The 14,505-nt window shown below is 55.5% G+C and carries 11 protein-coding genes, 1 tRNA gene and 1 pseudogene; 8 read left to right on the top strand and 5 right to left on the bottom strand.

The features are described 5' to 3' along the window. Positions 1-2: 2 nt before the first annotated feature. Both ACEW8J_RS12655 and ACEW8J_RS12650 read right to left on the bottom strand, forming a co-directional pair. Positions 3-1,088 carry a sensor histidine kinase gene (locus tag ACEW8J_RS12655; RefSeq protein ID WP_373492004.1) on the bottom strand — a complete coding sequence of 362 codons (1,086 nt, stop codon included), beginning with the start codon at positions 1,086-1,088 and terminating at the stop codon, positions 3-5. Between the two features lie 86 nt (positions 1,089-1,174). Continuing rightward, the gene (locus ACEW8J_RS12650) at positions 1,175-2,380 is read right to left on the bottom strand and encodes a DUF2891 domain-containing protein (protein WP_373492003.1); all 1,206 of its coding nucleotides are present in this window, start codon (positions 2,378-2,380) and stop codon (positions 1,175-1,177) included. Positions 2,381-2,418: 38 nt separating this feature from the next. Between ACEW8J_RS12650 and ACEW8J_RS12645 the strand changes: the two genes are divergently transcribed. The 6 genes and pseudogenes from ACEW8J_RS12645 to ACEW8J_RS12620 all read left to right on the top strand — a co-directional run bounded on the left by ACEW8J_RS12645 (position 2,419) and on the right by ACEW8J_RS12620 (position 9,000). Then, on the top strand, positions 2,419-3,852 hold the full coding sequence (locus ACEW8J_RS12645; RefSeq protein WP_373492002.1) for an MATE family efflux transporter: 1,434 nt from the start codon (positions 2,419-2,421) through the stop codon (positions 3,850-3,852). A 209-nt stretch (positions 3,853-4,061) separates the two neighbouring features. Next, positions 4,062-5,285, top strand: a complete 1,224-nt coding sequence (locus ACEW8J_RS12640) for a cell wall hydrolase (protein ID WP_373492001.1) — start codon at positions 4,062-4,064, stop codon at positions 5,283-5,285. Positions 5,286-5,404: 119 nt separating this feature from the next. Continuing rightward, positions 5,405-6,778, top strand: coding sequence for a class II 3-deoxy-7-phosphoheptulonate synthase (locus ACEW8J_RS12635; RefSeq protein ID WP_373492000.1), 1,374 nt, complete (start codon positions 5,405-5,407; stop codon positions 6,776-6,778). A 2-nt stretch (positions 6,779-6,780) separates the two neighbouring features. Continuing rightward, complete coding sequence (locus tag ACEW8J_RS12630) at positions 6,781-7,014, top strand: hypothetical protein (RefSeq protein ID WP_373491999.1); 234 nt, start codon at positions 6,781-6,783, stop codon at positions 7,012-7,014. A 191-nt stretch (positions 7,015-7,205) separates the two neighbouring features. Further along, positions 7,206-7,328, top strand: a pseudogene (locus ACEW8J_RS12625) (IS110 family transposase); the annotation flags it as partial. Positions 7,329-7,353: 25 nt separating this feature from the next. After that, complete coding sequence (locus ACEW8J_RS12620; RefSeq protein WP_373492018.1) at positions 7,354-9,000, top strand: winged helix-turn-helix domain-containing tetratricopeptide repeat protein; 1,647 nt, start codon at positions 7,354-7,356, stop codon at positions 8,998-9,000. A 546-nt stretch (positions 9,001-9,546) separates the two neighbouring features. On the opposite strand, the gene ACEW8J_RS12615 is transcribed toward ACEW8J_RS12620, so the two are convergent. Beyond that, a complete protein-coding gene (locus tag ACEW8J_RS12615) occupies positions 9,547-11,148 on the bottom strand; it encodes an AbgT family transporter (protein ID WP_373491998.1) in 1,602 nt (533 codons plus the stop codon). Between the two features lie 353 nt (positions 11,149-11,501). On the opposite strand from ACEW8J_RS12615, the gene ACEW8J_RS12610 reads away from it, so the two are divergent. Further along, positions 11,502-12,548 carry a diguanylate cyclase gene (locus tag ACEW8J_RS12610; protein WP_373491997.1) on the top strand — a complete coding sequence of 349 codons (1,047 nt, stop codon included), beginning with the start codon at positions 11,502-11,504 and terminating at the stop codon, positions 12,546-12,548. 236 nt (positions 12,549-12,784) lie between these two features. Here the strand turns inward: ACEW8J_RS12610 and ACEW8J_RS12605 are convergent. After that, a tRNA-Gln gene (locus ACEW8J_RS12605) sits at positions 12,785-12,859 on the bottom strand. A gap of 86 nt (positions 12,860-12,945) precedes the next feature. Beyond that, the gene (locus ACEW8J_RS12600) at positions 12,946-14,049 is read right to left on the bottom strand and encodes a branched-chain amino acid aminotransferase (RefSeq protein WP_373491996.1); all 1,104 of its coding nucleotides are present in this window, start codon (positions 14,047-14,049) and stop codon (positions 12,946-12,948) included. Positions 14,050-14,151: 102 nt separating this feature from the next. On the opposite strand from ACEW8J_RS12600, the gene ACEW8J_RS12595 reads away from it, so the two are divergent. Then, a partial coding sequence (locus ACEW8J_RS12595) for a MarR family winged helix-turn-helix transcriptional regulator (RefSeq protein ID WP_373491995.1) occupies positions 14,152-14,505 on the top strand: 354 nt, incomplete at its 3' end.

Genomic DNA, 14,505 nt, shown 5'->3' with positions numbered 1-14,505 from the left:
TCTCAGATATCCTCGAACATCAGGGAAGGGTCGGGCAATATGATGGTTGCAACAGCCATTCCGTCCTTGCTGTTCGCCAAGAAAAGTGAAGCATTTTGACCATATAGAGCTTTCAGCCGGTTCTGGATGTTGGAGAGGCCGGTGCCGGTGCCGTCTGTGCGGTCATGCGGTTGCTCGGCCGGGATTTTCACACGGCCATCATTGGCGACACGGATTTGCAACCGATCGCCGTCGATTTGCGCGGAAATGACGATATTCAGAGGCTGATCCGCACTCGAAACACCGAATTTTATCGCATTTTCAATCAGTGGCTGGATGATCAACGCCGGTATTTTCCAGCCATTTGCCGCTGGCGCGATATTGACAAAATAGTGCAATCTTTCGGGAAAACGCATGCGCTCAATCTCGAGATAGCGCGCCTGCTGGGCAATTTCCTGCTCCACCGTAATCATGTCCTCGGCGCCTCCGGTCAACACCGCCCGCATATAGTCCGCCAGATCATCGACCAATTTTTCCGCCTGCTCATTCTGACGGTCGATGATCAGGCTGCTGACCGAATTGAGCGCATTGAAAACGAAATGCGGATTCAACTGGTAGCGCAGCGCACGCAATTCACTTTCCCGGTTTACCCGCTCCAGCTGCCGACTATGTTCCATCATCCGCTGCACGTCCTGACTGTGCGACAAAGCCAGATATAGCGCACCCCAGCCGGCCAGAATAAAATAGCGCGTAAATGTCTCATCGAGGATTAATACCCAGTCGAACAAGGCGAAATCAATCGGATCGAGTAGATAGGAAAACTCGAACAGGGCTGCCTGATCGTCAAAAACGATCTGGTCGAGAATAGCGATATAATTGGCCAGAATCATGGTTGGCAGGACCAGCATGAAGATCGCGGCACCCATACCGCCGCTGCGCACCGCGATCAGCATGCGATAAAGCAGCCAGGTGAATGTGATACAGATGATGGTCATCAATATCCGCTGGACGAACAGGGCCTCTGCATTGCTGTTCGAAACATAGAGTAGGCGGCCTGTTTCAAACAGAAAATAGGCGCCCCAAACACCAAATATTGATTTGATCGCCAAGTTCCGGTTGACAGGAAATAACCGGTTGAACAGTGAAGCTGTTCGGATTTCGGCGGGTTGTGCCGGTCGAATGATGGGTGCAGGCTTCACAAATCTGGATTGCTGCTGATTGGCTCGATTCCCCTCCTGGTCCGCCAATATGTCGCGAAACTGGCCAGCCAGTGGCTGCCGGAATAATGCGGCGTACGGACAGATTGCTCGCCTGAATTACCGTGCAGACTTGCCGATGCCAGGAGGGATGCACGGCGGGGATCATCCGCCGGTAGCGCCGACGCCATGCCCTCCAGCGCCCACGCCCGGGAAAGATTGAGTCCGTCGAGATGGACCAGCTTACCGTCGGTCGGGTCGTTGACTATACCAATTGCCAGCCAGTCGGCGCTGCCATCGGTCGGAAGCTCTGGAAGGAAAGCGGATAGCCATTTGGCATATTCCCTGTCATCCATTACCCGCCGCATCAAATCTGCAACCATCAGGCAGGAAGACAGAAAATCCTCTCCCGAAGGCTCATAGGCCATCGGACAATTCCGGTCATTGCGATGGAATCCCAGAGCCTTGTCGCGCACCAGACTCGCCATGTCCGTGTCATTGCTGCGATCGGCCCAATCCAGAAACAATCCAAAAGCAAAAGCCGATTGATTGTGAGTCCCCAGCCGGATGGGATATGCCAGTTTTGGCAGCCAGTCCTTGATATTGCTTACGATCTGAGCTTCCAATGGCTCCAATCGGGCCAGCCATGCCTTTGCCTGTTCGGCCTTGTCACCTTCGCCATCTGCAATCTCGCGCAATTCCGCTGTCAGTTGCAGGAACCAGGCCAGACCATAAGGCCGCTCGAACGACGCCCGGTCGTCACCCTGAATATAGGCGAGCTCGCCGGAAATCTTTTCCGCTGTAAAATTCGCGGCCAGCGCAGCAGCGATCTCGTTATCCATCTCGGGGACCAGGTCCTGCCCCCAAAGGCGCGTCAACAGCCAATGCCCGTGCACGGCGCTATGCCAGTCGAAACAGCCATAGAATACCGGGGTCAGCTTTGCTGGCTCTGCCACATCGTCACCGCTGTTCAGAACATGGCTGATCTTGTTGGGATATTGTTTGTTAATGCAGTCGAGCGCGATCCGTGCATAGCTATGCTCCGCCTTGCGCGGCGTCAGAGGATTGTCCGCAGGATTAGGCGCGACATTCTTGCGCTCGAAAACGCCGCGTTCTTGCGACGATGGCTCTTGATCGTCCTCGGCGACAGAACAGCCTGGCAATATCGCGATCATCAATGCGATCAGTCCATTTCGATAGATCATCCAACGCTCCCTAAAGATCATTTTCTACTAGAGATGAATTGACCCCTTGGCAAAAGGCTATAGGGCAAAAACTCTCTTCCGCCATTGCCAGTTCCGGCCAGGCGACTTGCAGTGGAACAGATAATATCGCGACGCAACCCGCCATATTCCTAACTGGCAGTCCGCTTCGACATATCGCAACCATGTCGCTGACCGCCAGCATAGGTCTGCTGACGATGTTCATCGTCGACTTCGCTGATCTGTTCTATATCGCACAATTGGCCGACAGTTCACTGACGGCTGCCATGGGTTTTGCCGCGACGATCCTGTTTTTTGCAACCGCCTTCCACATCGGCCTGATGATCGCAACGAGCGCGCTCGCCGCTCACCATATTGGCCGGGGTAATCCGGATCAGGCGCGGCGCTATCTGACCAACATCCTTGTGCTCAGTGCCATGCTGATCGTGCCATTGGCGATCCTGCTTTTCATTTTCGCACCCGATATTCTGGAACTGGCGGGCGCAAATGGAACTGCCAATCAGGCGGCCACCGGCTATATCCGGATCGTTGCACCATTCCTGCCGTTCAGCGTCGCGGCGATGGTCTGCTCCGGTTTTCTCCGCGCTCATGGTGCAGCCCGGCGGGCGATGAACGTGACGCTCAGCATGGGCATCACCAATGCGATTCTCGATCCGATTTTCATCTTTGGCTTCGACTGGGGAATGAATGGCGCGGCGGTTGCCAGCGCATGCGCTGCGGTGGTTTCGGCTCTGTTTGCGATCTGGCCGATCGTGAAAAATTACGGGGGGTTTGAACGCTTTTCCCTGCCGCGCTTCCGGCAGGACATTCCGCCGATCATGACGATCCTGATCCCAGCCATCCTTACGAATGTTGCCACCCCGATCGGTGGATTCATTTCTTACCGTTTTGTCGCCGATTATTCCGACGATGTGATAGCCGGTTTCGCGGTTGTCGGACGGGTCATACCGGTCGCATTCTGTCTGATTTTCTCGTTATCCGGTGCCATCGGGCCGATCATCGGACAAAATTTCGGAGCGCTGCAATTTAACCGGGTGCGCACGACGATCCAGCAAGCTACGATATTTGCCTTGGCCTATACGCTGATCATCTGGCCGATCCTCTATTTTCTCAGTGGCCCGATTAGCGATGCGTTCCAATTGCAGGGTGAAGGGCGTCACGTATTCTGGCTCTTTGCCGTATTCCTGACGCCGCTGTTCTTTTTCAACGGCATGTTATTTATCGGCAACGCCGCTTGCAACAATCTGGGCCATCCCAACTGGTCAGCGGTGATGAACTGGCTACGCAACACGCTCGGTCTTGTCCCATTTCTCTGGTTCGGGCGCGAATATTTCGGGCTCGACGGGATTGTTGTGGGACCGGCTATTGGCGGAATATTTTTTGGTCTGGCCGGATATCTCGTCGCGCTATATCTGGTGCGCATTCAGGAACGGCGGATCACGTTAACCGATTAACCTGTCGGTCAATCGCGTCCCATCATGGAACAGCCTGTTCTTGCCCCGCGCCAAGCCCCGGAAAACCCTCTATAACCCTCCTGTTCCGCCCGCTTGGGCCCATATTAGGTACTCGAAAGCCCGTGCGCGTCCCACCACCTTATGTCCCGCCTCTCAGCAGTCACCTGCCCGACTTTGGGCAGAAGGGCGGGAATCCTGAGCCGTTAACCATGGTGGACAATATTTCCGACAGCGTGATGTCGGCCGATAGGGCATGTGATTTCAAGCCTGCACCGGATACCAAGTCGGGCCAACTCTTCAAAAAGCTGACGATTCGCGAAAGATTGCTCACCGCATTTTTCCTGATCAGCCTGATCCTGATTCCGGCCAGCCTGCCGCAATCAAGCGTCGATGCGCAGCAGATCAACCCCAGCGACCCCCGGCTGCAATCGGTCGAGCGAGCAGAGGAAAATTTCGCCGGTTCGGCCTTCTATTTCATCGACCCGAATTACGCGATCCCTCAGAATTATGGCGGTTTCGGCGCGGATACCGGAGCGGGGTCTGGTGACGGCTTATACGATAGGCTCGGCAATGAGTCCGATCGGACGCCAGCGGCCTATCACATCAGGCCCATCGCGTTTCGCGGTTCGGCCCTGGACAATAGTCGCGCCCTATATTGCCTGACCCAGGCGATTTATTATGAAGCCGGGATGGAACCGGATGCCGGCCAACGCGCCGTCGCTCAGGTCATTTTGAACCGCGTTCGCCATCCCAGCTACCCCGGCACGGTGTGCGGCGTGATCTTTCAAGGCAGCGAACGGATCACCGGTTGTCAGTTTACCTACACCTGCGATGGATCACTACGTCGCAAGCCGTCACGGTTTCACTGGGACCGCGCCAGCAACGTCGCTGCCGAAGCCCTGACCGGAAAAAGCTATACAACCATCGGCACCGCCACCCATTATCACGCGAGCTATGTCTATCCTTACTGGGCACCGAGCCTGCGGTTCCTCGGCACGATCGGCGAGCATCGTTTCTATAGCTGGAAGGGCAATGCCGGAAAGGCCAATGCCTTCAGCCAGGGATACAGTGGCGGTGAGCCTTTGCCGGCACCCAAACCGCGCCGCTATGATATTGCCAAGGGCAACAGCCCGGCATCCTCGCTCGACCCTCTTGAACTGGAAAAGGCCTATGAGGCTGGCCGGCGCAAGGCCGAAGCAGCCCTTTCAGAGAATGCGGCCGCGATGGCAGACGATTATGCTCGCAGGCACGATCGGTCTGCTCCGACCCTCGAGCTCAATGCAGGCCGGGCCTATCAGGCCCCCAATTACAGCCATGAGGCAAGAGCCATGGGTGGGGACGAGGCTTTCGCCGGACAGAATCTGCCTGGTGTCAGCCGCCTCAAATCCGAATTCCGCGACAGCGGCACCTGGAAGAAGAAGCCCGCAGGCTAGCCCGCAGCGGCAGTTTACCGATAGTTTCGCAAGCAACCAACATTGGGTTTCCCTTGCCATTCCCCTTGACTCCCGCCTAAAGGCTCTCGATTTTATAGGAAATGAAGCGGAGCGCTCTGATGGCGACAAATTGGACGGCAAATAGCTGGCGGGATTTTGAAGGGTTGCACATGCCCCAATATCCCGACGCTGCCAAACTGGCGGAAACCGAGGAACTGCTTGGCAGTTACCCGCCGCTGGTCTTTGCCGGCGAGGCACGAAGCCTGAAACAGGATTTGGCCGATGTGGCTGCGGGCAAGGCCTTCCTGCTGCAGGGCGGCGATTGTGCCGAGAGTTTTGCAGAGTTTCATCCGAACAATATCCGCGATACGTTCCGCGTCATCCTGCAGATGGCGGTGGTGCTGACCTATGCGTCGAAACTGCCAGTGGTGAAACTGGGCCGCATGGCGGGCCAGTTTGCCAAACCGCGCTCTTCCGATATTGAGGTGCAGGATGGCGTCGAACTGCCCAGCTACCGCGGGGATATCATCAACGGCATCGAATTTGACAACAGTCGCCGCGCTCCGGATCCGGAGCGGATGGTACGCGCCTATAATCAATCGGCCGCGACGCTTAACCTGCTCCGCGCCTTTTCGACCGGTGGTTATGCCAATCTGAAGCAGGTTCACGGCTGGACCCATGATTTCATGGCGCGCAGCCCGTGGGCGAAAAAATTCGAAGAAATGGCGGATCGCATAGGTGAGGCATTGTCTTTCATGGAAGCGTGCGGAATCAATCCCGATACCGTGCCGCAATTGAAAGCCACATCCTTCTACACCAGCCACGAAGCGCTGCTGCTGCCTTATGAGCAATGCCTGACTCGCCAGGACAGCCTGACCGGCGACTGGTATGATACCAGCGCGCATTTTCTCTGGATTGGCGACCGCACCCGCTTCGAGGGCTCTGCACATGTCGAGTTTCTGCGCGGTATCGGCAATCCGATCGGCATGAAATGTGGCCCGTCGCTGACACCCGATGCGCTCCTGAAGATGCTCGACACGCTGAACCCGGCGCGCGAGCCCGGCCGTATCACGCTGATTTCGCGCTTCGGCCATGACAAGGTCGAAAGCGGTCTGGCACCGCTCGTCCGGGCCGTGAAGCGCGAAGGCCATCCGGTGATCTGGTCCTGCGATCCGATGCACGGCAATGTCATCAAGGCGGACAGTGGCTACAAGACTCGTCCGTTTGACCGTATCCTCAGCGAAGTGCGCGGCTTTTTCGCGGTGCACCGGGCAGAAGGCACTTTTGCTGGCGGCATCCATTGCGAGATGACGGGACAGAATGTTACCGAATGCACCGGCGGCGGCGTGGCCATCACCGATGCATCGCTAGGTGATCGCTATCACACCCATTGCGACCCGCGCCTCAATGCAGCGCAATCGCTGGAGCTTGCGTTCCTGCTGGCAGAAATGCTGAACCAGGAGCTATCTGACCGGACCCGGGAAGCCGCCTGATCATGGCGGAAAAGATAAAGCCGGAACGGATGCGTCCAGAAGATTATGCGCCGGGAGAATCACCGATGAGGAGAGGCGCGACTTATGTCCGCAGGGAGATTGTCAGCAAGGGTGTCGGCTTTGGCAGCGCTCTGGCGATTGCCATAAGCTTCACCACGCACCAGTCGATTCTATGGGCGATTATCCACGGATTTTTCTCCTGGCTCTATGTGATCTACTACGCGCTGACGCGATAAGACCGGCATTCGGAGGAACAACCGTCATTCTGATCAAAAACTGTTGGTGGTGACAGTCCAATCTCAAAAAGTCTCTGATTGGCAAGAATATCATACAAGTCAATTGGCGCATGTCTGCAAGTGATAACTGTTACGGCTCTCCCTCTACCCTGCATTATTGTGTGCGGGGCAATTTGGAAAGGAGAGCAGTTATGGGAACGGTTACGATTATTGGTCTGGATATTGCGAAGTCTGTTTTTCAGGCTCACGGTGTCGATGCGCAAGGCGAGGCTGTTGTTCGCCGGCGTCTGACGCGCGGTCGGTTGTTGAAGTTTCACGAGTGAAAATGGGCAAAGCGCGCTGGAACCGAAAGTTATGGCGCTGCTGGTCTCTCTAGCCCGAAAGCCGGGATCTCTTTGGGCCAGAGCTGATCTGATCGATGAAATCTGGCCGAATGGTGCGGGTGGCGACGAAAGCCTGAGCAGGCTTGTCTCGCTATTGCGCAAGGCGCTGGTCAGCGATCACGGGCTAACCGATATTGTAAAGACAATTCCCAAGCTCGGCTACCGGCTCGATGCCGATATCAAACTTGCGTCAGGGGACAGCGCAGCTCTATCTGAAGCTGCACCCGAACACGACATGCAAGCGGTCGCTAAATCTCGTGCGAACCTGCCTGCGTGGCTCTACGCTGTTATCGTGCTGGTCGTGATCACCAGCATTGCTGCTGTAGCATTTTTCCTGATGAGCGGACCTTCGACGTTGAGCCGCGAGTCCTCTTTCGTTCCCAATGACTCGACATCTTCGCTGGCGGTTTTGCCGATCGAGACTCTGGCAGGGGACGGCCGCCGCCCGTTTCTGGCGGAAGGAATGACGCGAGATCTGACGGCGGCTCTCTCCCGCGTGCCAAACGCTCGGGTTTCGCCGTTCAGCTCGATCAGGGAACTTGGTGGCACCCGGATCGATACGGCACAGGCGGCAAGACAGCTGGACGTCCGCTATATAGTTTCAGGCTCGATGGTTGAGGAAGGCGACAGGCTGGTGCTGCGTATTGACCTCAGCGATGCACAGGCGGGGCAGCAAATCTGGTCCAAGCGATTTACCGAACCACTCGATAATTTCTTTGAATTGCAGGACCAGGTCATACAGGCAATTTCGACATCCATATTCTCCGAAATCAAGGCGTCACAGATTGCACAGCTTCGCAACGAACGTGACTTTAACCTGTCGGTTTACGAACTCGTTCAAAAGGCAGAATCGGAGCGATCTCGGTATGGCCGCGAACCGGCCAAGAAGATCATGTCTTATCTGGAGCGCGCGGTGGAGATTGATCCTGAAAATTACTCGGCTCGGGCTGCGTTGGCGACACAGCTTGCGCAAAATGTGATCAGCGGATTTTCTGACAACCCCAAAAAAGATGCTCCGCTGGCTCTGCAATATCTGGACGAGATTCGGTCTGTTGCGCCGCGTGATCCCAACGTTCTGACCTCCACTGCGCTTATTCAATATTATATCAAGGGGGATATGCCGGCCGCGCAGCGACTGCTTGAACAATCGCTTTCCATTGACCCCAATGAACCGCACGCCGCTGTCGTGCTGGGTCTGACCAAATGTTATACCGGAAAGATCAAGGATGGATTGACCCTGATCCGCAACTCAGAGGCGCGCGCGCCGCGCGATCCACGTACCGGGGTTTGGGCCTGGTTCAGAAGCGCATGCCTATCGGTTGAGGGCGAGATTGTTCAGGCAGAGCGGGCTGCGGAAGAGGCGATAGATCGCAACCCCAACTATCCGCCATTTCACTACGCACTTGCCAGCTATAAATGCCTGCTTGGCAAAGAGGGGGATGCGCGAAATGCTGTTCAGCAGTCCCGAAGACTGGACATTGAATTCGGCCAGAAGGATTATGAGCGGTTGCTTTCTACTGCCAGTTTTCCCGGCACACCCGACAAGTCTCGTGATGAAGTATTCAAGATTATGCGCACATGTCTTGCGATTGATAAGAGCTGATTTGGAGTGCGGCTAAACAGAATTGGCCGATAGCGGTGGTTGGAGCCATTTATCGGTAACCGCTTCAATTGGATCGCAACCCGTCATACTTTTTGCAACATGCTAAACAGCCGCTTTTGGTCGATCATCTATCCCAAAACGGGACCTTCATCTCCCGGCCCAATAGCCGCTGTCCTCCCACGGATGAAAGGAGCCCGTCCGGAAAGCCCCACACACTGCAGGATGCGGACAGCGGGAATTGCGGGCCCCTACATTTTTCCGTCTCTTTCAATCAGGAAATAAGACAACCCAGGGGATATGGCGGGCGCCCAGACCAACCCCCTAGCTCAGGCCGTCGAGCGAAAATACGGCAACCCCGACCGATGAAGGCGGGAGGCTAACATTGAACCTGGATGTGAAACAGGGGGACCCTCAACCATCACGGAAACTCTACCAACTGGATGAACGACGGGGGTCACGTCAATTGCTATGGAAATTGAGCGGGATCAAACTTTGAAATGACCGAAGCGTTTAGTGCTTCGCTGTCAGTCAATTGTCTGCATAAACCTAGTTACCTGTTGGCGGCGGAGAAAATACCGGAGAATTGGGCCCCAGCGGAATATCCAATCCAACCCAAATCATTATTAGAAGCAGCCCGGTACCGAGAAGCCAGATGGCATAAGGCAACATCATGGCTGTGAGATTGCCAATGCCGAAATCCTTATTCCACCTCTGACAAAATATAAGGATTAGCGGGAAATAGACCATCAGCGGTGTGATAATATTCGTCGCGCTATCGCCCACGCGATAGGCGGCTGTTGTGGTTTCCGCGCTCACACCTATCAACATCAGCATTGGCACCAATATGGGAGCCAACAGAGCCCATTTCGCGCTGGCGGAGCCAACAAATAGATTCATCACCGCCACGAAAATAACTACCAGGGCAAGTAGCACCGGGGCCGGCATATCCAAACTTTGCAGAGCGACAGCGCCATGAACTGCGGTAATCAATCCAAGATTTGACCAACTGAACATCGCAACAAAATGTGCGACCATGAAAGCCAGCACCAGAAAATACGCCATGTCAGCCATGCTGTCACTCATCATCTTGACAAGGTCGCGGTGATTTTTAATATTTCCAACGCCTTTGCCAAAGCCCCAACCTGCCAACAGAAACAGCAGAAAAAAACCGGCGACTAGCGATTGGTAAAATGGCGTAAGCTGTGCTTCTGGCGCGGCGCTCTCATCAACCAAAGCTGTGCCGGGACCAAAAAGCATCAGAAGCCAAAGTGCGACGACGGCAAGCAGTGCAATTCCGGCGAAGCGTAAACCGCGCTTTTCATCCACCGTCAAAGCCTTGTCTTGCATATCCTCCTGTACTGGCTGAACATCGCCGGAGATATTTTCACTCGGATTAAGCGCGCCAGAATATGTTCCAAGTCGTGGTTCTATAATTCGGTCAGTCACAAACCAGATGACTGGCAAGAACACGAAGGTCATGACGACTATAAAATACCAATTTCCCGCAATATTTGCTTCCCAGCCAGGAAAAACTGTTTCTGCTGCAGCTTGGGTAATGCCAAAAAGCAGCGCATCCAATTGTCCGGGGAAAAGGTTGGCGGAGAAACCGCCCGATACGCCGGCGAAGGCAGCGGCGATTCCGGCGATTGGATGACGCCCTGCAGCGGCAAAAATAATTCCCGCCAGCGGAATCAACACGACGTAAGCGGCATCAGCCGCCAAATTACCTAGCATAGCGACCAGAGCCACTATTGGGGTAAGGATAGCGACAGGCGCGTTTCTTACGCCTGCGCGCATGGCCGTCGCAAAAAGCCCGGACCGTTCTGCAACGCCAGCGCCAAGCATGACGACCAGCACATAGCCCAGAGGATGAAAATGCGTGAATGTCTTGGGCATTTCGATCCACAGCCGCTGGATATTTTCTGCGCTTAACAGGCTGGCCGCGCCAATTACCGTATTGCTGCCGGTTTCAGCATTTACCTCAATGGGATGAACGGCAGACCAACCGAAAAACTCCGCGACCACAGACAAGGCGATCACGAACAGAATGAGATAGAAAAACAGGAAAACGGGGTCAGGCAGCTTGTTGCCAGTGCGTTCGATCCAGCCAAAGATCCCGCTACTTTGCTTCGCGTCGCTAATCGCCATTACAACTATCTCATACCATCTGGAAACGAAGCGCATCTTTAGCACGAGTTCGTTTATTGAAGTCAAGTTTCGTGATTGACAAATTCGTATTGATAAGGAGAGGCATCACATTCTTTAACCAGGTTCGCGGTTTTTCCTTGCCAAATTGGAACAGAATGATCCGAATTCGAACTGACCGTCGTCAGAACATTTGGCACTGGTGGCCGGGTAAATTAGCGGAGCATGGGCCTCGTCTTGTTAGTTGATATTATGGGAGCGTCTGCGCGATGATCCGATAGGACGCGGCAAAACATGATCTTAGGTCTTCGTTAACGTAATTTATCTACTCTCCGTCTCCTTAGTGGAGTGGAAAAATGAAACGCTTGGGGAAGTTCGCGGGAGCGCTCGTGCAGAGACTGCGAAGCGATCCCAAGGAAGCAGGCAAGCCAACGGAAGCGGGCCGGCAAAGCTTTGAGCAGGAGTCCCTAAAGCTCCTTGCTGAAAACTGTGGCGATGTAATTTTCCGCTTCGGGTTGGATGGTCAGGCGCGCTACATCTCGCCGTCCGTCGAGCGCCTTTACGGGTATACCCTCAGTGAAATCTACGCCATGGGCGGCAACGTCGTGGAAAATGGCTTCATCTATGACGATGATCAAGAGAAGGTCGCGTCGGCAGTGCACGAACACTTCTCAGGAACTCTCCCACATATGAAACTTGAGTTTCGCATCAAGCGGCGCGACGGTGCGGTGATCTGGGTCGAGACGAACTGCAGCACGATTTTTGACCCACAGACGGGCCGGCCCACGGACATCGTCTTCACCATGCGTGATATACATGAGAAGAAAATTCTCGAGGCGCAGCTCGAGGCATTTGCACGCAAGGACGGGCTGACCGGGATTGCCAACCGCCGGTCTTTCGATGAGTCCCTCGAGAAAGAATGGCGCCGAGCTCTCGGTGAGAACAACGCACTGTCCCTGCTCATTATCGACATCGATTGCTTCAAGGCGTTCAACGATGCCAATGGTCATCAGGCCGGAGACGATTGCCTCCGTACAGCCGCCGCCGCTATTGCGGAAAATGCTACCCGGGAAGGTGAACTGGCTGCGCGATATGGGGGCGAGGAGTTTGCGGTCATTCTGCCTCGTACCGACTACAACAGGGCACTTGCTGCGGGGGAGCGGATTCGGTCTGCCATCGAAGCTCTAGCTGTTCCGCATCCAGGCTATGAGGTAGGTAGCGTCGTCACAGTCAGCGTGGGCGTAGCAACTGCAATGGCCGCGAGCGGCGGCACCATCGAGATGCCGCACGGCCTGCTCCAGGCTGCCGACACTGCGCTTTACAAAGCGAAGACCGGCGGCCGCAACCGTATCGAGGGCGCGCTTCTGTTCTCGCCACGAGAGGCCACCAGAACCGCTGCCTGACGGCCTATTTTTTCTGAACTAGGCTGATCCTTTTTTATGATCTTCAATCTGGCAGTTACCGGCACCGACGGAGCTCTGCCCGTCAATCTTATAGGCCCTGAAAGCATTTGGAATATCATCGCGGATATTGAAGCCGACTGGTCCCGGAAATCGCCCTAAATAAACTGTCCCACAAACATGTCCCACAGCGGCCCGCTCTTGTCCATCAAGCCACTGAATAATATATTTTTACAGTTTGGTTGGGGTGGCAGGATTCGAACCTGCGCATGGCGGCATCAAAAGCCGCTGCCTTACCACTTGGCGACACCCCAATAGTTGCGGGCCTGATTCTGGCGAGCCGCGCTGGTGAACGGGCCTATTATCCAGTTTGCCCGCAAGGGGCAAGAGGCAGTTACAGCTAAGCTTCGAACAGTCTTTTGACCCATCCATGATTGTCCGGCGCGATCCCGCGCTGGATGTCGACCAGACGCCGGCGCAGTTTTTCGGTCAGCTGGCCGGGCCCGCCTCCGCCGATGGTAAAATCACCGTTGCTCGACCGGACGGTACCGACCGCCGTGACCACCGCCGCTGTCCCGCAGGCAAAGGTTTCGATCAGCTTGCCACTGGCTGCATCGGCCTCCCATTGATCGATGGCATAGGGCTCTTCGGTCACCGTCAGACCCTCTTCCCGGGCAAGGGTCATGATCGAATCGCGGGTGATGCCCGGCAGGATGGTTCCGCTCAGCGGCGGCGTGATCAGTCTGCCGTCATCCATCACGAAAAATAGATTCATGCCGCCCAGCTCTTCCACCCATTTATGTTCGGCGGCATCGAGGAAAACGACCTGATCACAGTTTTTCTCGATGGCTTCGGCCTGGGCGATCAGGCTGGCCGCATAATTGCCGCCGCATTTGGCCGCGCCGGTACCGCCAGGCGCTGCCCGGCTATAATGTTCGGACACCCAGATGCTGATCGCCGAAGCGACGCTCTTGAAATAGCCACCGGCCGGAGAGGCGATCACCAGATAGAGATATTCCTTGGCCGGGCGAACGCCGAGAAACACTTCGCTCGCGAACATGAATGGACGCAGATAGAGCGAGCCGCCCTCGACAGAGGGAAACCATTCGCGGTCAATATCGACCAGAGATTCGACCGAATCCAGAAACATCGCTTCCGGCAGTTCCGGCATCGCCATCCGCCGGGCCGATGCCTGAAACCTTCTCGCATTTTCTTCTGGGCGAAACAGCGCAGTGGCCCCGTCGGCGAGGCGATAGGCCTTCATGCCCTCGAATATTTCCTGGGCATAATGCAGCACCGAGGATGCAGGATCCATCATAATGGGTTCGCGCCGGGTGATCTTGGCATCATGCCAGCCCTCGGCCTCGCTGTAGCGGATCATGGCCATATGATCGGTGAACAGCGTCCCGAACCCGGGGTTCTCCAGCCGTCTGGTCCGTTCGCTGGCGGACACTGGCGAAGCGCTGGGTTCGAGCTGGAATTCTAGGGTTTCTCTATCTGCCATAAATTGCCGCTTTCGCTGTTATTCGTGCCGACCAATGGAGGAATTGGAGGCATAATCCAATTGTCTTGCAATCCCCTAATCAGCCTGTCAAGATACGTCAACATGACTGACGTATCTCGCCCTGCCATATCCCCTGGAGCTTCGCCGCTTTTTCTGCGCGAAGACGAGGTCCGGCGCGGCATTGAGCTGCTCTATTTCGGCTATACAAGACTGACCAATGCGATCGATCAGGAACTGGCGAAACAGGGTCTGGGCCGGGCCCATCATCGCGCCTTATATTTCATTGCCCGGCAGCCCGATCTGACCGTTGGCGACTTGCTGAAATTGCTGGCGATCACCAAACAGTCGCTGGGCCGGGTTTTGAAGGAATTGCAGGACAGGCAATTCATTCTGACTTCACCCGGAATCATCGACCGACGCCAGAAATTGCTGCGTCTCACCGAAAAAGGTGCCGGC

Source organism: Parasphingorhabdus sp., assembly GCF_041748495.1.
Classification (GTDB): Bacteria; Pseudomonadota; Alphaproteobacteria; order Sphingomonadales; family Sphingomonadaceae; genus Parasphingorhabdus.
The sequence above is the reverse complement of the archived record's forward strand: the minus strand, read 5'-3'. Positions and strand labels throughout refer to the sequence as shown.